This window comes from Streptomyces sp. MS191 (assembly GCF_008042125.1).
GTDB lineage: Bacteria > Actinomycetota > Actinomycetes > Streptomycetales > Streptomycetaceae > Streptomyces.
The window spans coordinates 1-19,424 of the sequence record NZ_RDBI01000020.1 but is presented as its reverse complement, the minus strand read 5'-3'; the positions used below and the strand labels follow the sequence as shown (position 1 = coordinate 19,424).

Genomic DNA, 19,424 nt, shown 5'->3' with positions numbered 1-19,424 from the left:
GGTCACGGCGGCTCCGCCGCAGGTCGAGGGCGCACCGGTTCCCGGTGGCGCGCCGCGCCCGTCCTCGGTGCGGCGTGGACGGCCTGCGAGCCAGGTCCGGCCTCGGTGGGGCCAGGAGCATCCGGACCGCTCGCTCCGCCGCGGCGTCAGCGGGCGGCGCGGAACGACGACCCGGGCGGTTCCACGCCACCGGCCACCGGAGGCCCGGCGCATACCTTCGACTGAAACATGCCGATTTGCGCCCACCACCTGGAGGGGTTTTTGCGGAACGACACCTACCGGAGCATTCCAATCCGGTTACAACGCCTCCATGGATCACACCAAATGCTCACATCAGGACCAATCCGAGGAACAGCGGTGCACTAGCGTTCGCCCTGCCATCCCGCGGTCTACGTACCCTGCACTGAAAGGCCTCGCAAGGTGCGCCCAGTCATCACCCCCACTGAACGCGGATCGGCTCGCCAGACGCCGCCTGACATGTACGAGTCGAGCTTCGAGGAGCCCGCTCTCCCACCGGTGTTCGTCGACCAGTCCGGGCTGCGTGGCCGGCTGCTCAGGGGCTTCGGCTGGCCGGTCTCCGTGGTCGGCGCGATCCTGGCCGTCGCCATGGGCAGCAGTCTGATCGGAGTGCAGGCGGACGCCCCCGCGATGGGCATCCCCACGCAACTCCCGGGGTCGTCCACCCCGCCGGTCTCACCCGCGCCGTCGCTGTCGCCGGCGCCCACCCCGTAACGCTCGTCGCCCCCGCGTCACGCTCGTCGCCCCGCCTCGGTCGTCTTGTCGACCGACGTGGCGATCCGGGCGTCGTGGAACGCCTCGTTGGTGGCGAGGCCGCGCAGGACGAGGCCCCCGGACGAACCGGGACTGGTGGCCGCCCCCCGGACGAACCGGGACTGGTGGCCGCAGCAGCTCGACCTACAGGTTCTCCATCAGCACTCGCCCCAGTCCACGCCCATGGACGAGGACTTCGACTACGCGGCGGAGTTCGCGGGCCTCGACGTCGACGCGCTGAAGCGCGACGTCATCGACGTGATGACGACCTCACAGGACTGGTGGCCGGCCGACTACGGGCACTACGGGCCGCTCTTCATCCGTATGAGCTGGCACGCCGCGGGGACGTACCGGATCGCGGACGGCCGCGGTGGCGGCGGTTCCGGCGCCCAGCGATTCGCACCTCTCAACAGCTGGCCGGACAACGCGAGCCTCGACAAGGCGCGCCGTCTTCTCTGGCCCGTGAAGCGGAAATACGGTCGGAAGATCTCCTGGGCCGATCTTCTGGTCTTCGCCGGCAACTGCGCGATGGAATCCATGGGATTCAAGACGTTCGGATTCGGATTCGGACGGCCGGACATCTGGGAACCCGAGGAGATCTTCTGGGGCCCCGAGGACACCTGGCTCGGAGACGAGCGGTACAGCGGCGACCGTGAACTCACCGGGCCTTTCGGCGCCGTGCAGATGGGTCTCATCTACGTCAATCCCGAAGGCCCCAACGGAAATCCCGATCCCCTCGCGGCCGCCCGCGACATCCGCGAGACCTTCGCCCGCATGGCGATGAACGACGAGGAGACGGCCGCGCTCATCATCGGCGGTCACACCTTCGGCAAGTGTCACGGCGCGGTCGACCCCTCGTACATCGGTCCGGAGCCGGAGGCGTGCCCCATCGAGCAGCAGGGGCTCGGCTGGCGGAACACGCACGGCACCGGCGCGGGCGTCGACGCGCTGACCAGCGGGCTCGAGGGTGCCTGGACCACCGAGCCGACCAAGTGGGACAACGGCTACCTGGACAACCTGTTCCGGTACGACTGGGAGCTGACGACCAGTCCGGCCGGAGCCCAGCAGTGGAAGCCGAAGGACCCCGCCGCGCAGGGCACGGTTCCCGACGCGCACGACCCGTCGAAGCGGCACGCGCCGATGATGCTGACGACGGACCTCTCGCTGAAGCTGGATCCGGTCTACGGTCCGATCGCGAAGCGCTTCCACGAGAACCCCGACCAGCTCGCCGACGCCTTCGCCAAGGCGTGGTACAAGCTGCTCCACCGCGACATGGGACCGCTCTCCCGCTACCTGGGCCCGTGGATCCCCGAGCCGCAGCTGTGGCAGGACCCCGTCCCCGCCGTCGATCACGAGCTGGTCGGGGACGCGGACGTCGCCGCTCTCAAGGAGCGGATCCTGTCCTCGGGACTGTCCGTCCCCCAGCTGGTCACCGCCGCCTGGGCGTCGGCGGCGAGCTTCCGCGGCACCGACAAGCGCGGCGGGGCCAACGGAGGCCGGATCCGCCTCGCGCCGCAGAAGGACTGGGAGATCAACGGCCGGTCCGGCGTGGCCGAGACGGTGCGGACACTCGAACAGATCCAGCGGGACTTCAACGGCTCGCAGTCCGGTGGGACCAGGATCTCCCTCGCGGACCTGATCGTCCTGGGCGGGTGCGCGGCCGTCGAGCAGGCCGCGAAGAACGCCGGGCATCCGGTCACGGTGCCGTTCGCGCCGGGACGCACCGACGCCTCCCAGGAGCAGACGGACGTGGAGGCGTTCTCCGTGCTGGAGCCACGGGCGGACGGATTCCGCAACTACCTGCGGGCCGGCGAGAAGCTCTCCCCGGAGATGCTCCTGCTCGACCGGGCCGCCCTGTTGACCCTGACCGCTCCGGAGATGACGGTCCTCACCGGTGGCATGCGTGCCCTGAACGCCAACTTCGGGGGATCGGCGCACGGCGTCTTCACCGACCGGCCGGAGGCGCTGACCACCGACTTCTTCGTGAACCTGCTCGACATGGACACGGAGTGGAAGGCGTCGGAGTCCACCGAGAACGTCTTCGAGGGCCGCGACCGCTCCACGGGTGCCGTCAAGTGGACCGCGACGGCAGCCGACCTCGTCTTCGGCTCGCACTCCCAGCTGCGGGCGCTCAGCGAGGTCTACGCGGCCGAGGACGCGGGCGAGAAGTTCGTGCGCGACTTCGTCGGGGCGTGGGACAAGGTGATGAACCTCGATCGGTTCGACCTCGGCTGAGCCGCCCGCGCCGTACGTCCCGGCCCGCCGGTCGGTGGGCCGGGACCTCGGCCGGCTCCCGGGTCGGTTCCGGCCGGTGAGCCGGTGCCGGGCGGGTGAGCCGGTGCCGGGACGGTGCGCCGGGACGGTGGGCCGGGCGGCAGAGCGCCGGAAGGCGGACCGGCCCGGGTCCCGGGATCATGAGGCCATGACGGACATGGACGCTGCCCAGTTGTTGGACCGGATCCGGCGGGCCCGTGACTGGGCGCGGCGGCGGGAGCAGGAGTCGATCACCTCCTACGTGCCCTCGGACGACTCGTCGGAGTCCTTCGCGGCGACGCTCGACGGGGTGATCCACCGTGTCGTCGCCGACGTCCTCGACGAGATCCTGGAGCCCTCGTCCGAGGAGCGGCCGACCGATCGGGACTGATGCCGTCCGGGCCCGTGCGGCCCGCCGCCGGGCTCAGGACGCGGTCGTGCGCGCCCCCTCCTGGCGGCCGGGTCCGGGCCCGGTCGCCTCACGCGACGCGGTCCTGCCGTCACCCGGGCTCCGGGGCGGCTGCCGCAGGGCGTCCCGCGCGGCGAACGCGGCCTGCAGCACCAGCAGATCAGCGCCCCGGACCGTGTCGAGGCCGGTGAGTTCCATCGCCTTGCGCAGGCGGTAGTCGACCGTGTTCGGGTGGACCTGGAGCCGGGCGGCGGCGCGGCGGCGGTCGAGCCCGCAGGCGACGAAGGTCCGCAGGGTGTCCGACAGCTCCGGGCGCGCGTCGAGCGGGTCGAGGAGTGCGGCGAGCCCGGCGCGGGCCGGGCTCGGAAGGCTCAACTGGTACTCGAGCAGGACGTCGTCGAGCAGGTGGAGTCCGGGTCCGCGGCCGGAGGTCTCCGCGATCTCGCGGACCTCGCCGGCCAGCCGGACGGCCTGTGAGACGTCCTCGGGGGCCGCGGCGGCCGCGCCCGCGATCAGTTCGGCTCCGCACATCCGGCCGAGCTCCTCGATCAGCCGGGAGAGGCGTTCCCGGTCGACGGCGCCCCATTCGGCGGCCGGCGTCTCGTGCGGGATCAGTATCAGCCCGCCGTCCCCGGAGAGCGCGGAGAGGGGTACTCCGGTGGTCTGGCGCTGCAGCTCGTTGCGCAGGCGCCTCAGCTTGCGCCGCACGGCGACGCCGGTGTTCACGTCGGGCAGCAGCTCGTCCGGATGCGGTCCCAGACCGATGCTCAGGACCAGGTAGCAGGGTGGCAGGTGGATGCCGGCACGGGCCGCTTCGGCGTACGGGCTGCCGCCCTCCAGCAGCCTGGACATCAGCGACTGGAGGGCCACCTGCCGGTCGCCGAGAGCCGCCTGCCGTTCCTGTACGTATCCGGCGGCGACGGCGCAGCTCACCAGGCGCAGATAGGCGAGCAGCCGGCTCTGGGCCAGCAGCACGTCGCGCAGGTCGCCGGGCTCGGCCGACGCCAGCACCTGGGCGGCGCACTCCTCCGCGCCGAGGTGGTAGGCGCCGACGACGGACTCCAGGGGCACCCCTTCGTCTGCGCGCCGGGCCGCCGACTCGCGGATCTCGGCCTGCTCGGTCTCCCCGGGCAGCTCGCCGGTGCGCAGGACCTCGGCGCAGCTCCGGATGCCGTTCGCCACCTGCCGGGCGATGTCGCCCCGGAGCTGTTCCGAAGGCAGCGTCCCGTAGACGGGCAGCTGCTCGACGAGCCGGGCGACGACGGCGGACGCCAGGCCCGGCCGGGCGGCCAGCAGCCGTCGGTGTACCGGGATGCCGCCGAACTGCGGTGTCTGGTCGCGCTCCAGCTCGTTGTGCGCGGTCACAATCCACCTCACGAATCTCTGTCACGTGGACCGGGGGCGCGGTCCCGCACCGCCGCCATCATGGTTTCCGGCTCGCTACCAGTTGGTAACACGGCACGTCCGTGGACCACCAGACACGGGTGGAACACGCCGTGCCCCTCCCCCGCCGCACCGGTGCACCGTGACTCGGACAGGAGAACCGCCATGCCCCGCAGATGACGCGGGCGATCACCTCCCGGCCGGACGCCCGCGTGCGGGCCGTGTCCGCGAGGCCGAGGTCCGGGGCGCTGATCTGCTGGTGCTGCAGGCCGCGTTCGCCGCGCGGGACGCCCTGCGGCAGCGCCTGGAGGAGTTCGAGCGGCTCTTCGACCACACGGTCCGCTTCTGGCGTTCCTGGCTGGGGCAGTCCACCTACTCCGGCCGCTGGCGCGAGGCGGTGGAACGTTCGGCAGTGACGCTGAAGCTCATGACCTACGCGCCGACCGGCGCACTGGTCGCCGCCCCCACCACGGGGTTCGACGGGGCGCGGACCCGGGACACGGCCGGTCCGCGCACCGGCTCCGTACTCCCCGGCGGCGCCCCGGAGCGGGGAGAGCCGCGCGACGGCCCGGGCGGCCGACCGCACCGGCGGCCGGGCGACCGGTCCCGGGTGTGCGGCGCGTGCGTCACCACGTGCGGTCGAGCAGGTGCGTGAACAGCGTGTCCAGTTCCTGTGCGGCGGTGTGGGCCAGCGGCGCCGCCCGCAACGCGCGGCGGGCGGTGTCCAGCTGGCGGCGGGCCTCCTCGCGGGCGGCGGTCCGGCCGCCGGCCTCCTCCACGAGGGTCGCGAGCCGTGCGGCGGTCTCTCCGTCGATCCGGCGGGCGGAGCCGAGCCGCGTCTCGAGTTCCCGCGCGGCCGTGCCGCCGCCGGCCAGCGCGGCGAGGACCGGGTAGGTCTTCTTGCCCCGTCGCAGGTCGGCGTGGACGGGCTTGCCGGTCTCCGCCGGGTCGCCCCAGATGCCGAGGAGGTCGTCCACCGCCTGGAAGGCGAGCCCGAGGTGGCGCCCGGCGCGTTCGAGCGCGGTCACGGTCCTGTCCGGGGCCCCGCCGAGGACCGCGCCGAGCGCGATCGCGCCACCCAGCAGCGCGCCCGTCTTGTGCTCGGCCATCGACCGGTACTCCCCCGGCACGACCGAGCCGGGTCCGGACCAGGGCCGCTCCTCGAAGCGCAGGTCCTCGGCCTGGCCGGTCACCAGGGCGTTCAGCGTCCGGCAGAGGCACCGGACCGCGGCCGCCGCGTGGGGGTTCCTGGCCTCGGCCAGGCCGGCCACGGCCTGGGCGTGGAGCGCGTCGCCGGCCAGGACGGCCGGACCCGTGCCGTAGGCCTTCCAGACCGCCGGGCGCCGCCGGCGCAGGGCGTCGGCGTCCATGATGTCGTCGTGGAGCAGGGAGAAGGTGTGCACGAGTTCGACGGCCACGGCGCCCGGGACGGCGGCGGCGCCGTCCGCCCCGACGGCCTCGGCCCCGAGCACCGCGAGCGCCTGTCGGACTCCCTTGCCCTCGGACCCGCCGAGGGCCGGGGTCCCGGCCGTATCGGCCCAGCCCAGCGCGTACGCGGCCATCTCCCCCGGCCAGGGATGCAGCCGGCCCACCGCCTCCGCCAGCACGGGGCGGACCAGTTCCCGGCATCGCTTCAGGACGGCGGGCGTCGAGGCGCCGTGACCACGAGGGGTGCGTGCCGGGGTCGCGGCGCCGGGAAGACCGGCGGGCGGCCGGACGGGTGAGGAGGAGGCCGGGAGGGCGGTCATCGGAGCCCCTCCGGGTCGGCCGTCCGCAGTGCCTCCACTCCGACCGCGGGCAGGATCGGCCCGGCCGCCCCCGGTCCGTCCCCGGTCCGGTCCGGCAGCGGCCCGACTCCCAGCTCGGCGGCGGCCTTGTCCACCATGTCCCGGGCGTGCCGCAGCCCGATGCGGTCCAGCGTCGAGCGGAGTTCGGCCAGTTCCGCGGCGGTCCTCCCGGCGTCACGGCCCAGGCGGGCGCCGGCCTTGACGAGTCCCAGCCGCGACAGCGCCGTCCCGCGCGGCTCGTCCATCTCGCGGAACTCCTCCAGCGCCAGCGCGTACAGCTCGCGGGCCTGCTCGTACCGACCCGCCCGGTAGAGCACGTTGCCGCGCATCTTGTGGTTGTAGGCGAGCGCGCTGGACAGCGATATCTCCCGGCACGCCTCCTCCGCCCGCGTCAGCAGGGACAGGGCGCGCTCCACGTCCCCGTCGCGTACGGACACCACGTCGGCGATGCCCCGCAGCGCCCACGCCCAACCGCGCCGGTCCTCGGCGCGCGACGCCGTCTCGGCCGCCTCCTCGAACAGGGCCAGGGCGTCGTCGTAGCGGCCGGTGTTGCGGTGCATCTGCGCGATGCCCTCCAGCGCCCACACCGTGTGCCGGGCCTCGCCTCGGCGGCGGGCCTCGGCCAGCAGCTGCTCGTGCAGCCTCCCCACGGCCTCGTAGTCGCCCTGGATCCGCCCGGTCTCGGCGAGCCCCGCCAGCGAGTAGCCCCGCACGACGACGTCCCCGCCCCGCTCGCCCGCCTCGGCCGCCAGGCTCAGCAACCGGTAGGCCAGCCTGAGCGCACCGCGCTGCCGGGCCAGGGTGCCGCCGCTCCACAGGGCCCACGCCATCGCCCCCTCGTGGCCTGCCGAACGCGCCGCCCGGTAGCTCGCCTTCCAGGCCCGGTCGGCCTCCCCGATCCGCCCGAGCCTGCGGCACGCCTCCGCGACGGCCAGACCGCAGCGCGCCGCCTCCCGGAGATCGCCGGACAGCTCCGCCGCACGGAGCTCCCGCACGCCCCGGGCGAGCACCTCGGGCAGGGAGGCGTTCACCGACAACGACCCCAGGGCCCCCTGGTACTCCGGCGCGGACGCCTTCGCCGGCCTCTCACTCACCTGACCTGCCATCAGAACCTCCTCCTGCCGACTCGACGATCAAGCCGGCGCGAGGGTCAAGACGTGGACGGCGGGCGCGGGTTCCTCATCGGCCGCAATGTCCGTCCCGGTACGGGCGCCGGGGTCCGCCTCAAGTGCTACAAGGCCGTCCGAGGATCCTCAGCGAGATGTACGCGGGGCCGGCCGAGACGTACGCGGGGCACGTCGCCGGCGCGTCCTGGAGGTCCCCGCAGGGGGTGCGGCCGGCCGTGCGGCGACGGTTCCCCGGGGACGGCACCGCCCGGGGCTCGGTCCGCGATGAGGCGGGATCACTGGTGCGGTGGACGGAAGTCGTGCTTTCCTGAACCCATGAGCCTGCTCGTGACGCGTCGGCACGTGGACTACGTGCGCGTCACGACCATGGCCTGTTCCGGCTGACACCGAGGCCTCGACCCGGCGTCCGGACACCGACGCGCTCGCCCCGAAGGGCTCCTGGGCGCCTCCCCGACGGCCTCGTCCTGCCCCACGGTCCGCTCCTCCTGCCGTTCCGGTCCCCTGCCTTCGGGATTCCGGCTCGCCGGCGGACGGGCCGCCCGAGCACACCTCACCATCCACAGCAGCAGGAGGAGACGCATGAGCGTCCGTGGCATCACCGAGGCCCGCGAGACCGTCGACGGCGACATCGACGGGCACACCGACACCGGCTCCCCCGATCCGGCGCGCTTCGCCGCGGAGTGGGAGGAGTGGCACCGGGACAAGGACGCCCGGCTCGCAGCCGAGCACGGCTTCCTCGCGGTCACCGGCCTGCACTGGCTCTCCGCGGAGCCGCAGAACGTCCCCGGCGCGCCCGGCAGTTGGTCGACGGGGCCCGAGGGCGTCACCGTGGAGCTCGACGAGGGGACGGAACTCGTCGTCGGGGGCGCGGTGGTGCGCGGGCGGCACCTCTTCGGCGTCATTCCGGAGCGCGGCGGCGTCGACGCCGTCTGGCAGGACACCGTGGTCGAGGTCGCCAAGCGCGGCGGCCACGACGTGGTCCGGCCCCGCCACCCCGACCATCCGCTGCGGGTCGGGTTCACCGGGACGCCGGCCTACGCGCCCGATGCCCGCTGGGTCGTCACGGGCCGCTACGAAGCCTTCGACGAGCCGCGGCCGACCACGGTCGGTGCCTCCGTCGAGGGACTCCGGCACGTGTACGACGCCCCGGGCCGTGTCGTCTTCCGGCTTCAGGAGCGCGAGCTGAGCCTCACCGCGTTCAACGGGCACACGCCCGGCAGCCTCACGGTGCTGTTCACCGACGAGACCTCCGGCGTCACCACGTACGCGGCCAACCGGCAGCTCACGGTGGCCGCGCCGGGGCCCGACGGCGCGGTCGTGCTCGACTTCAACCGCGCCACCAATCTGCCCTGCGCCTACACCGACTTCGCGACCTGCCCGCTGCCGCCGGCCGAGAACCGGCTGCCCGTCGCGATCGAGGCCGGGGAGAGGATCCCCCGGGAGCGCGGCCCGGTCGCCTGAACGGTGTCCCGATGGGGTCCCGCGGACGGCGTCGGCCCGGTTTGTTGCCGCGGCGTGACGGCGTCATGGCCACCCCGTGGCGATACCGTCCGCCGGCGGGCCCAGCGGCCCGGCGACACCTAGGGTGTGTTGCGAAAGTCCCGCCTGGCACGCCCTCCGGGCGGACGGCGCTCCTTCCGCAACACCCCCTAGCCTCCTGGGAACGGCCCTGCCGCTGAGGGTGCGGGGCCGCTCCCCGTCTCTGCCGAGGGCAGGTCCCCATGAGTATCTCCAGCACCCCGAGTGTCGACGAGGCACGGTCGCGACTGGCCGAGCTGCACGTGGTCGACGTCCGTACCCCCGGCGAGTTCGCCTCCGGCCGGCTGCCGGGCGCCGTCAACGTCCCCCTGGACCGCATCGAGGACCATCTCCCCGAGCTGCGGGACGCCGCCGAGCGAGGACCGCTGCTCCTGGTGTGCGCCGGCGGCACCCGCTCCGAGAAGGGCGTCGCCGTGCTCGCCTCCCACGGCATCACCGCCGCGGGCCTCACCGGCGGCACCCGGGCCTGGGCCGCCGCCGGGCACCCGCTCGAGCGTCCGCCCGGCCCCGTGCGTGCCGTCTGGGGCATGGAGCGTCAGGTGCGCTTCACCGCCGGTGCGCTCGTGCTGCTCGGTCTGGCTCTCGGCCTGCTCGTGCATCCGGCGTTCCAGGTGCTGTCCGCGGGGATCGCCGGAGGTCTGGTGTTCTCGGCGCTCACCGACACCTGCGGCATGGCCGTGGTCCTCGGCCGGCTGCCCTTCAACCGGCGCGGCTGAGCAGCGCCTCTCGCCCCTTCAGGGTGGGGCATTCTCCCTCGACGCGGTCCAGCAGGTCCGGGGTGTCGTTCACCCCGGACCTGTTCCGCGTCTTCCGCGTGGTCCCCCGCGATCCGGGATCCCGCTCGACGCCGTCCTTCTCCGGGCGTACCGGCCCGATATCCGGACGTACGGCCCCGATATCGCGGTGAACGCATTCGGCGAGCGAACGCCGGACCGGCAGAAAAACCTTTCCCGGCGCCGTTTTCCGGGCCGGTTGTGAACGCCGTACGACACGCGCATGTCACCCGATTCACTATGCGAGACGCAGCCGGACAAGACATTGACGGGTCCGGATTTCGCTGCAAGTCTCTTGGTCGTGAGCACGCCTGAGAACCTCGCCGCGCGGCTGCACGTCGATCTCCGACGTCAAGCCAGCGCCATCTGTGCCGCCGGCCGATAGATCCGCCGGCAGGCATCCTTCTCCTGCTCCTCTTTCCGCCGTGGACGTGCCGTGCCGCGCCGCGTCACCGCGATGACTCACGGGACATTTCTCCGGAGTCTTCGGCCTCGGCTCCTTTCCCGCCGTCCGGCGCCTTCCACGCCCTTTCCCGTCATTCCGGCGCGCCCGTTTCCGGCAGCCGCTCCATCGAACGTGAACAGGAATCCCCATGACCACGACGGCGTCGAACCGACGACAGTTCCTCACCCTGCTCGGGCTCTCGGCGGTGGCGGTGAGCTGCGGCACGGCCGCCACGGGAGCCTCCGGCAAGGGACAGACCCGGACGCTGCGGTACCAGGGGTGGGCAGGACAGGTCACGCTGCCGGAACTGGCGGCCGACCTCGGCTACCTGGAGGACGTGAAGCTGGAGTGGGTCGGCAACACGATCAGCGGGCCTCAGGACATCCAGTCCGCCGCCACCGGCCAGACGGACTTCGGCGGCGCGTTCAACGGCGCGGTCGTCAAACTGGCCGCGAACAACACCCCGATCAAGGCCGTCATCAGTTATTACGGCTCCGACAAGTACGCCTACAACGGCTACTACGTCCTCGAGGACAGCCCGATCCGATCGGCCCGCGATCTGGCCGGCAAGAAGGTCGGCATGAACACCCTCGGGGCGCACGCGGAGGCCATGCTCGACATCTATCTCCAGCGTGGCGGTCTGTCCCGGGCGGAGATCGGGAAGGTCGAACCGCTGGTCGTGCCGCCGGTGAACACCGAGCAGTCCCTGCGTGCGAGACAGATCGAAGTGGCCGTACTCGGCGGAATTCTGCGCGACAAGGCGCTCGCGGTCGGTGGAATTCGCCCGCTGTTCACGGACTTCGAACTGCTCGGCGCCTTCAGCGCCGGCTCCTACGTGATGACGGAGCGCTTTCTCAAGCAGAACCCCGACACGGCCCGGACCTTCGTCACCGCGGTGGGCCGGGCCATCGAGTGGTCGCGCACCACTCCGCGCGCCGAGGTCATCGCCCGGATGACGGACATCGTGAAGAAGCGCGGGCGCAACGAGGACACCGCGCCCCTGAAGTTCTGGCGGTCCTACGGCGTCGCCGAGACGTCGGGCCGGATCACCGGCAAGGAACTCCAGCTCTGGATCGACTGGCTGGCCGAGCGCGGCGACATCCGGAAGGGCCAGGTGACGTTGGGCGACCTCTACACCAACGAGTTCAACGCGGCCGGTCGGGGCGGCGCGACGCCCTCCTCGCCGGCCCCCTCCGCCTCGACGAGCGGGAGCTGATCCCATGCCTGTGTCCACCACACCCAAGATCGTGTTCGAGGACGTGCGGAAGGTCTTCACCGTCAAGGACTCCCCGGGGAAAGGGGGTTCGGGAGCACGGAGGTCCAGGGAGTTCACGGCCGTCGACGGCATCGACCTGGAGGTCGCGGCGGGTGAGTTCGTCGTCCTGGTCGGCCCCAGCGGCTGCGGAAAGTCGACCTTGCTGGATCTGCTCGCCGGCCTGGCCCGGCCCACCGGCGGGCGGATCCTGCTCGACGGCGAACCCGTGACCGGTCCGGGCCTGAACCGCGGCATCGTCTTCCAGCAGTACGCGCTGCTGCCCTGGCGCACCGCGCAGGGAAACGTGGAGTTCGGCCTGGAGGCCACCGGTGTTCCGCGCCGCGAAAGGGCCGCGCGGGCACGGGAGTTCCTGGATCTGGTCGGCCTGACCGGGTTCGAGAACCGGCATCCGCATGAGCTGTCGGGCGGGATGCGGCAGCGGGTGGCGATCGCCCGCAGCCTTGCCTACGACCCGGACGTGCTGCTCATGGACGAGCCGTTCGCCGCCCTGGACGCCCAGACCCGTGAGTCGTTGCAGGACGAACTGCTCCGCATCTGGCAGCGCACCGGGAAGACCGTCGTCTTCATCACGCACGGCATCGACGAAGCCGTCTACCTCGGGCAGCGCGTCGCCGTCATGACGTCCAGGCCGGGCCGCATCAAGCAGGTCGTGCCGGTCTCCCTCGACTCCCGCACCACCACGGACGACATACGTTCCAGTCCCGAGTTCGCACGCCACCGGCACGAGATCTGGTCGTTGCTGCACGACGAGGTGGCCCTGGCCCAGCAGTTGGAGAAGCAGGAGGCCTCCGTATGAGCCTCACGACCCGCCCCACCGCCGCCGAGGGAACTCTCCCGCCGGTCCCGGCGGAACGCGCCGAAGGCACCCACGCCCCCGCCGCCGCCCCGTCCGTCGTGTCCGCGCCGCCGCCGCGCCGGGCCCGCTCCCGGGCGGTCCGTCTCCGCGAGGCGCTCCGGCGGCCGGCGTCCCTCCTCGTGACCGGAGCCACCAAGTCCGCGGCGATCGCCGCCCTGTTGCTGCTGTGGGAGGCCGCGCCCCGGCTCGGACTCGTCGACCGGACCTTCCTGCCGCCGTTCAGCGAGGTCGCCGTCGCCTGGTGGGCGCTGGCGGCCGACGGCCAGCTCGCCGACAACACCTACGCCAGCCTGGTGCGCTCGTTCAGCGGATTCGGTCTGGCCCTCGCCGTGGCCGTACCCCTCGGTCTGCTGATCGGCTGGTACCGGCCCGTCGCCGATCTGCTCAATCCCCTGCTGGAGGTGTTCCGCAACACCGCCGCGCTGGCCCTGCTGCCGGTCTTCGTCCTGCTGCTGGGCATCGGTGAGACCTCGAAGATCTCCATCGTGGTGTACGCGTGCGCCTGGCCGATCCTGCTCAACACGATCAGCGCCGTACGCCATGTCGACCCCACCCTGCTGAAGCTGGCGAGGTCCATGGACCTGTCCGCACCCCGTCTCTTCCAGAAGGTCATCCTGCCGTCGGCCGTGCCGATGATCTTCACCGGCATCCGGCTGGCCGGAGCGGTGTCGATCCTGGTGCTGGTCGCCGCCGAGATGATCGGCGCGAAGGCGGGCCTCGGCTACCTGATCAACGCCTCGCAGTACAACTTCGCGATCCCGCAGATGTACGCGGGCATCATCACGATCTCCGCCATCGGCGTGACCGTCAACCAGCTCCTGGTGGTCCTGGAGCGCCGGCTCAGCTCCTGGCGCGTGTCCGCCGGCGACTGATCCGCCGCCCTCCCGCCGCGCAGTCCCGATCGTCCCACCGCCCCGATCCGAGGAACCCCATGACCGCGACCAGCCCCCGCCGGCTGCATCTCAACGCCTTCCTGATGAACGCCGGCCACCACGACGCCGCCTGGCGCCACCCCCGTACCCAGCCCGAACGGGTCACCGAACTGGCCTACTTCCAACAGCTCGCCCGGACCGCCGAGCGCGGGCTGCTCGACTCGGTCTTCCTCGCCGACGGCCTCGCCCTGTGGGGGAACGCCCGGTACAACGCGCTGGGCGGTTTCGAACCTCTCACGCTGCTGTCGGCGCTGGCGGCGGTCACCGAGCACGTCGGACTGATCGCCACCGTCTCCACCACCTTCAACGAGCCCTTCCACACCGCCCGCTGGTTCGCCTCCCTGGACCACATCAGCGGCGGCCGGGCCGGCTGGAACATCGTCACCTCCGGCACCGTCAACGAGGCCCGCAACTTCGGCCGGGACGAGCACCTGGAGCACCGGCTCCGCTACGAGCGGGCCCGGGAGTTCGTCGACGTCACCACCAAGCTGTGGGACAGCTGGGAGGACGACGCGATCCTGCTCGACCGGGAGCGCGGCATCTACGCGGACACCGACCGGGTGCGGGAGATCAACCACCGCGGGGAGCACTTCGGGGTCCGGGGTCCGCTGAACGTTCCGCGCAGCCCCCAGGGCCACCCGCTCCTGGTGCAGGCCGGTTCGTCGGAGGACGGCAAGGAGTTCGCCGCCCGGTACGCCGAGGCCGTCTTCACCGCCCAGCAGACCCTCGCCGACGGCCAGGACTTCTACAAGGACCTCAAGTCCCGGCTCGCCGCCCACGGCCGCGGCGAGGACCAGCTGCTGGTGCTCCCGGGCATCGCCCCCGTCATCGGGTCCACCGAGGCGGAGGCGCGCGCGCTGGAGCAGGAGCTCACGGAGCTGCAGATCCCCGAGTACGGGCTCGCCCAGCTGTCGGGGATGCTCGGAACGGACCTCACGGGGCTGCCCCTGGACGGGCCGCTGCCCGAGCTGCCCGAGGAGCGGGACATCAACGGCAACAAGAGCCGTTTCACGCTCGTCGCCGAACTCGCCCGCCGCGACGGCCTGACCGTACGCCAGCTCATCGCCCGCCTCGGCGGCGGACGCGGCCACCGCGTCTTCGCCGGCACACCGGAGCAGATAGCCGACGAACTCGAGGAGTGGTTCACCCAGGGCGCCGCCGACGGTTTCAACATCATGCCGCCTCATCTGCCGGGCGGGCTGGAGGACTTCGTCGACCAGGTCGTACCGATCCTGCAGCGCCGCGGCCTGTTCCGCACCGAGTACACGGGCCGCACCCTGCGCGAGCACTACGGGCTGGCCCGCCCCGCCAACCGGCTCGCGGCGGCAGCGGCGGAGGGAGGCACCCGGTGACCGGTCTCGATCTCACGGCGGACGTCCTGGTGGTCGGCGGTGGCCCGGCGGCGACGTGGGCGGCGCTCAAGGCGGCGCAGGCCGGGGCGGACGTGGTCCTCGCCGACAAGGGCTACTGCGGCACGAGCGGCGCCACCGCCTCGAGCGGCACCGGGGTCTGGTACGTCCCGCCGGAACCCGCCGCGCGCGAGGCGGCCATGGCGAGCAGGGAGGCGCTGGGCGGCTTCCTGGCCGACCGGCGCTGGATGGCGCGGGTGCTGGACCGGACGTACGCGGGCATGAACGAACTCGCGGCAGCCGGCCGCTACCCCTTCCCGACCGGTCCGGACGGGAAGCAGCTGAGGAACGGGCTGCAGGGGCCGGAGTACATGCGCAGGATGCGGATCCGCGTCCAGCGGGCCGGTGCGCGCGTCCTCGACCACAGTCCGGTGACCGAGCTGCTCACGGACCGGTCCGGCGCGGTGGCGGGGGCGAGGGGTCACCGGCGCCAGGCCGGGGAGCCGTTCCGGGTGCGCGCCGGGGCGGTCGTCCTGGCCACCGGGGGCTGCGCGTTCCTCAGCGGTGCGCTGGGCTGCAACGTCAACACCGGCGACGGTGCGCTGTTCGCCGCCGAGGCGGGCGCGGAACTGTCCGGCATGGAGTTCTCCAACGCGTACGGCATCGCGCCCGAGGGCACCTCCGTCACCAAGACCGCGTTCTACTCCTTCGCGACCTTCTACCGCGAGGACGGCACGGTCCTGGAGGGTGCGGCCAGCCAGGGCGGCAGGTCCGTGATCGCGAGGACGCTGCTCAGCGAGAAGGTGTACTGCCGCCTGGACCGGGCGGACCCGGCTGCCCGGCGGTCGATGCGGCTGGCCCAGCCGAACTTCTTCCTCACCTTCGACCGGCTCGGCATCGACCCCTTCACGCAGCGCTTCGCCGTCACGCTGCTCGCCGAGGGCACCGTGCGCGGCACCGGCGGCATCCGCGTCACGGGAGACGACTGCTCGACGACCGTTCCGGGCCTGTACGCGGCCGGTGACGCGGCCTCCCGCGAGGAGATCTGCGGCGGCTTCACCGGCGGCGGCAGCCACAACGCCGCGTGGGCCATCTCCTCGGGCTCGTGGGCGGGTGAGGGCGCGGCCCGACACGCCTTCTCCCTGGGGGGCCGCTTCCCGGCGCGCCGTGCGCTCCCCGTGGGCGGGGCCGGGATCCGGCCGACGGGCAGGCCGGGGCCGGCCGGCGGCTTCCGTGACGTCGTCACCGCGGTCCAGGCGGAAGTGCTGCCCTACGAGAAGAACTACCTGCGCCACGGCGAGCAGCTCACCGCCTCCCTGCGGGTGCTCGACAGCCTCTGGCAGGAGCTGCGCGGCACGCTGCACGCGGAGGGCGGGGATGTCGTACGGGCCCGCCAGGCGTCGGCGATGGCGGCCCACGCCCGCTGGATGTACACCGCGGCGCTGGCCCGTACCGAGAGCCGCGGGATGGCCAGGCGGCTCGACTTCCCGGCGCAGGATCCGCGGCAGCACCACCGCATCGTCACCGGGGGCCTGGACCGGGTGTGGACCCGGCCCGAGCCCCTGGCCTCCGCACCGGACAGACCACTGGAGGTGGCTTCGTGATCGAACTGGTCTCGGCGGAACGCTGTATCGCCTGCGACAAGTGCATCAGGGTCTGCCCGACCGACGTCTTCGACCGGGGCGAGGACGGAGTCCCGGTGCTCGCCCGCCGCGACGACTGCCAGACCTGCTTCCAGTGCGAGGCGAACTGCCCGGTCGACGCCCTGTACGTCGCGCCGCAGACCCGCCCGCTGCCCGACGACCCCGGCGCCCCGGACGAGGAGCACCTGGCCCGTACCGGACTGCTGGGCAGCTACCGCCGGCACATCGGCTGGGGACACGGCCGCACGCCCGGCGCACTGCGAGCCGTCGGCCCTCCCCTCGGCCCACCGGGGGCCGACCGCCCCGCACCGCCCCTCACATCCTGACCGATCACCCCCGAAAGGAACCGCACATGACCACCAGCACCGGCTTCGACGTCCGCAGGACCGGAGGCCGTATCGGCGCGGAGATCCACGGTGTGGACCTGCGCGCCGACCTCGACCCCGCCGTCGTCTCCGAGATCAACTCGGCGCTCCTGGAACACAAGGCCCTCGTCTTCCGCGACCAGCAGCTCGACGAGGCGGGCCAGCTCCGCTTCGCGTCCCTCTTCGGCGAGCTCACCACGGCGCACCCGACCGTGCCGTCCGTCGACGGCCGGCCCCAGATCCTGCCCGTGGACGGCGACGAGGGCATCCGCGCCAACACCTGGCACACGGACGTCACCTTCGTCCGCACACCGCCGAAGGCGTCCACGCTGCGCAGCATCGTGGTCCCGCCCTACGGGGGCAACACCCTCATCGCCAACTCGGGCGCCGCCTACCGGGATCTGCCCGAGCCGCTGCGCGAGCTGGCGGACCGGCTGTGGGCGGTGCACACGAACGCCTACGACTACGCCGCCCCCGCCGCCCCGGCGAGCGAGAAGGCGGCCGAGCACCGCAAGCAGTTCGTCTCCCGGAAGTACCGCACCGCCCACCCGGTCGTCCGGGTCCATCCCGAGACCGGGGAGCGCGGGCTGTTCATCGGCGGCTTCGCCCAGAGCATCATCGGTCTCGGCCCCTCGGAGTCCCGCGACCTGCTGCGCATCTTCCAGTCGTACGTGACCCGTCCCGAGAACATCCTGCGAGTGGCGTGGCAGCCCGGCGACCTCGTCCTGTTCGACAACCGCATCACCCAGCACTACGCCCCCGACGACTACGGCGACCTGCCGCGGCTGCTGCACCGGGTGACCGTCGCGGGCGACGTCCCGGCCGGTGTGGACGGCACGCTGAGCCACATCATCGAGGGTGACGACGCCGCCCACTACACCCCGGCGGCGGCCTGAGTCCTCCGGGCGTGTCCCGCCGGCCGGGTCGGAGTCCTGAACCCGGCGGGATCGGCGAGGCACTCCCCCGGGCCGCCGGGCAGCTCTCCGTTGCCCGGCGGCCCGGCGAGCGCCGCCGGCGTCGTGGACGTGCACCCGCGACGGCGGCGGCCGTCTCGTTCCACGCGTCGGACCACGACGACCGCACGTGGTCCCCTCGGACGCGACGAACCCGACGCGCCCCGGCGGGCGACGGGCCGCGCGGGCGAGGGCTCTTCGGTCACCGCGCGTCCGCGCACGGGCGCCGTGGACGCTACGCGCCGTACGCCCGCATGCCCTTGGCCCGGGCGGTCCTCGCGCTCGCGTCCGAGCCGAGGAGGCCGAGGACCTCGAGGGCGCGGCGCGGCTGGGACGCGGAGGCGAGGACGCCTCCGCCGAACGTCGAGCTGATGGCGGTGTCGCCCGGCAGCGGGCCGGCGACGACGACGCCCGGCAGGTCCATCAGCTCGCTGTGCTGCTGGAACGCCAGGTCGGCCCGGCCGGACGACAGCAGGCTGCCGGCCGGCACGCCGGGCGGCGCCTGGACGAGGCGGCCGGCGAGCGGGCCGGCGAGGCCCAGCCGGCCGATCAGGTCGATCAGGGCGGTCCCGCTGGGACCGGTGGAGTAGGCGATCGTCCTGGCGGACGCCAGGACGGTGCGCAGGTCGGCTTCCGTGTCGAGCGCCGGAACGGGTGACCCCTCCGGCACGGCGGCGACGACCTGGGAGATCCACAGCGGGCGCGCCGTGCCCGCCAGGAGGTGCCCCTCCTTCTCCAGGGCGGTCAGCGCTCCGTGGGCGAGCACGAGCAGGTCGGCCTCGGCGCCCTCGCGCACCCGCCGGGCGATCTCGACCCCGCCGGCGGCCTCGAACCGCACGGGGAGCCCGTGGGCGAGCCGGATGTGCGCGGACAGCTCGGCCAGTACCGGCCGGGTCGCCATCGAGGACAGCCCAGAGATCACTCGGTCCACGTCGCCTCCTTGGTGTCCGGCAGAGGGTACGACGCTCGGCCGGGCGGCTCAACGGCGGTCTGCGAGACTGGCCGCGTGAGCGCACCCCGGAGCACGGCGGCTGGAAAGGTCCTCGAGGTCCTCGCGGCCTTCGACCGCGAACACCCGTCGCAGACACTGTCGGAGATCGCCCAGCGCACCGGCCTGGCCCTGAGCACGACGCACCGGGTGGTCGCCGAGCTGGCGGGTTGGGGGGCGCTGGAGCGCGGGGAGGACGGCTCGTGGCATGTCGGGCTGAGGCTCTGGGAGATCGCCTCGGGATGCCCGCGCACCCAGATCCTGCGTGATGTGGCGCTGCCCTTCATGCAGGACCTCTACGAGGCGACCCACGAGAACGTCCAGCTCGCGGTGCGCGAGGGGGCGGAGCTCGTGTTCGTCGAGCGGATCGCCGGGCACCGGTCGGTGGAGCTGGTGACGGAGGTCGGGTCCCGTTTCCCGATCGGCTCCACCGGGATGGGGCGGGTGCTGCTGGCCCACGCGCCGCCGGACATCCAGGAGGAGGTCCTCGCCTCGCCGCTGCGGGCCTGGACCCCGCACACCGTCACCGACCCGAAGACCCTGCGGACGGATCCGGTCCAGCTCCGTCCGCAGGG

General features: G+C 72.9%; 18 protein-coding genes. 14 read left to right on the top strand and 4 right to left on the bottom strand.

What is annotated here, in order from left to right; translation table 11 throughout:
* The first annotated feature begins 477 nt into the window (after positions 1-477).
* From EAO71_RS02510 to EAO71_RS02500, 3 genes are all read left to right on the top strand, one after another.
* Positions 478-732, top strand: a complete 255-nt coding sequence (locus tag EAO71_RS02510) for a hypothetical protein (protein WP_147976108.1) — start codon at positions 478-480, stop codon at positions 730-732.
* 135 nt (positions 733-867) lie between these two features.
* A complete protein-coding gene (gene katG / locus EAO71_RS02505) occupies positions 868-3,006 on the top strand; it encodes a catalase/peroxidase HPI (protein ID WP_410093941.1) in 2,139 nt (712 codons plus the stop codon).
* A gap of 187 nt (positions 3,007-3,193) precedes the next feature.
* Complete coding sequence (locus EAO71_RS02500) at positions 3,194-3,415, top strand: hypothetical protein (protein ID WP_147976107.1); 222 nt, start codon at positions 3,194-3,196, stop codon at positions 3,413-3,415.
* Between the two features lie 33 nt (positions 3,416-3,448).
* On the opposite strand, the gene EAO71_RS02495 is transcribed toward EAO71_RS02500, so the two are convergent.
* Positions 3,449-4,798 carry a PucR family transcriptional regulator gene (locus EAO71_RS02495; RefSeq protein ID WP_187282531.1) on the bottom strand — a complete coding sequence of 450 codons (1,350 nt, stop codon included), beginning with the start codon at positions 4,796-4,798 and terminating at the stop codon, positions 3,449-3,451.
* Between the two features lie 277 nt (positions 4,799-5,075).
* Here EAO71_RS02495 and EAO71_RS02490 point away from each other — a divergent pair, with 277 nt between their 5' ends.
* Entirely contained in the window at positions 5,076-5,471 is a 396-nt protein-coding gene (locus EAO71_RS02490; protein WP_147976106.1) for a hypothetical protein, read from the top strand.
* Here the strand turns inward: EAO71_RS02490 and EAO71_RS02485 are convergent.
* Both EAO71_RS02485 and EAO71_RS02480 read right to left on the bottom strand, forming a co-directional pair.
* Positions 5,443-6,564, bottom strand: a complete 1,122-nt coding sequence (locus tag EAO71_RS02485) for a polyprenyl synthetase family protein (protein ID WP_147976105.1) — start codon at positions 6,562-6,564, stop codon at positions 5,443-5,445. The genes EAO71_RS02490 and EAO71_RS02485 overlap by 29 nt on opposite strands.
* A complete protein-coding gene (locus EAO71_RS02480; RefSeq protein ID WP_147976104.1) occupies positions 6,561-7,709 on the bottom strand; it encodes a tetratricopeptide repeat protein in 1,149 nt (382 codons plus the stop codon). The genes EAO71_RS02485 and EAO71_RS02480 overlap by 4 nt, the downstream gene beginning before the upstream one ends.
* Before the next feature lie 600 nt (positions 7,710-8,309).
* Here EAO71_RS02480 and EAO71_RS02475 point away from each other — a divergent pair.
* The 9 genes from EAO71_RS02475 (at position 8,310) to EAO71_RS02435 (ending at position 17,804) form a co-directional block, all read left to right on the top strand.
* Complete coding sequence (locus tag EAO71_RS02475; protein WP_147976103.1) at positions 8,310-9,191, top strand: DUF1684 domain-containing protein; 882 nt, start codon at positions 8,310-8,312, stop codon at positions 9,189-9,191.
* Between the two features lie 260 nt (positions 9,192-9,451).
* A complete protein-coding gene (locus EAO71_RS02470; protein ID WP_147976102.1) occupies positions 9,452-9,985 on the top strand; it encodes a rhodanese-like domain-containing protein in 534 nt (177 codons plus the stop codon).
* A gap of 650 nt (positions 9,986-10,635) precedes the next feature.
* Entirely contained in the window at positions 10,636-11,703 is a 1,068-nt protein-coding gene (locus EAO71_RS02465) for an ABC transporter substrate-binding protein (protein WP_147976101.1), read from the top strand.
* Positions 11,704-11,707: 4 nt separating this feature from the next.
* Complete coding sequence (locus EAO71_RS02460; protein ID WP_147976100.1) at positions 11,708-12,559, top strand: ABC transporter ATP-binding protein; 852 nt, start codon at positions 11,708-11,710, stop codon at positions 12,557-12,559.
* Positions 12,556-13,491, top strand: coding sequence for an ABC transporter permease (locus tag EAO71_RS02455; protein ID WP_222723535.1), 936 nt, complete (start codon positions 12,556-12,558; stop codon positions 13,489-13,491). The genes EAO71_RS02460 and EAO71_RS02455 overlap by 4 nt, the downstream gene beginning before the upstream one ends.
* A 59-nt stretch (positions 13,492-13,550) precedes the next feature.
* Positions 13,551-14,903: an LLM class flavin-dependent oxidoreductase gene (locus tag EAO71_RS02450; protein ID WP_147976099.1), complete on the top strand. Its 1,353-nt coding sequence runs from the start codon at positions 13,551-13,553 to the stop codon at positions 14,901-14,903.
* Entirely contained in the window at positions 14,900-16,504 is a 1,605-nt protein-coding gene (locus EAO71_RS02445) for an FAD-dependent oxidoreductase (RefSeq protein WP_147976098.1), read from the top strand. Before EAO71_RS02450 ends, EAO71_RS02445 begins: the two co-directional genes overlap by 4 nt.
* Positions 16,501-16,869 (top strand): 4Fe-4S dicluster domain-containing protein, encoded by a 369-nt coding sequence (locus EAO71_RS02440; RefSeq protein ID WP_147976097.1) that lies wholly within the window; start codon positions 16,501-16,503, stop codon positions 16,867-16,869. The genes EAO71_RS02445 and EAO71_RS02440 overlap by 4 nt, the downstream gene beginning before the upstream one ends.
* Positions 16,870-16,895: 26 nt before the next feature.
* The gene (locus EAO71_RS02435) at positions 16,896-17,804 is read left to right on the top strand and encodes a TauD/TfdA dioxygenase family protein (protein WP_147976096.1); all 909 of its coding nucleotides are present in this window, start codon (positions 16,896-16,898) and stop codon (positions 17,802-17,804) included.
* Between the two features lie 292 nt (positions 17,805-18,096).
* Here the strand turns inward: EAO71_RS02435 and EAO71_RS02430 are convergent, their stop codons facing one another.
* Positions 18,097-18,792 carry a substrate-binding domain-containing protein gene (locus tag EAO71_RS02430; protein WP_147976095.1) on the bottom strand — a complete coding sequence of 232 codons (696 nt, stop codon included), beginning with the start codon at positions 18,790-18,792 and terminating at the stop codon, positions 18,097-18,099.
* Positions 18,793-18,867: 75 nt separating this feature from the next.
* Here EAO71_RS02430 and EAO71_RS02425 point away from each other — a divergent pair.
* The coding region (locus EAO71_RS02425; protein ID WP_147976094.1) for an IclR family transcriptional regulator at positions 18,868-19,424 on the top strand (557 nt) is incomplete at its 3' end.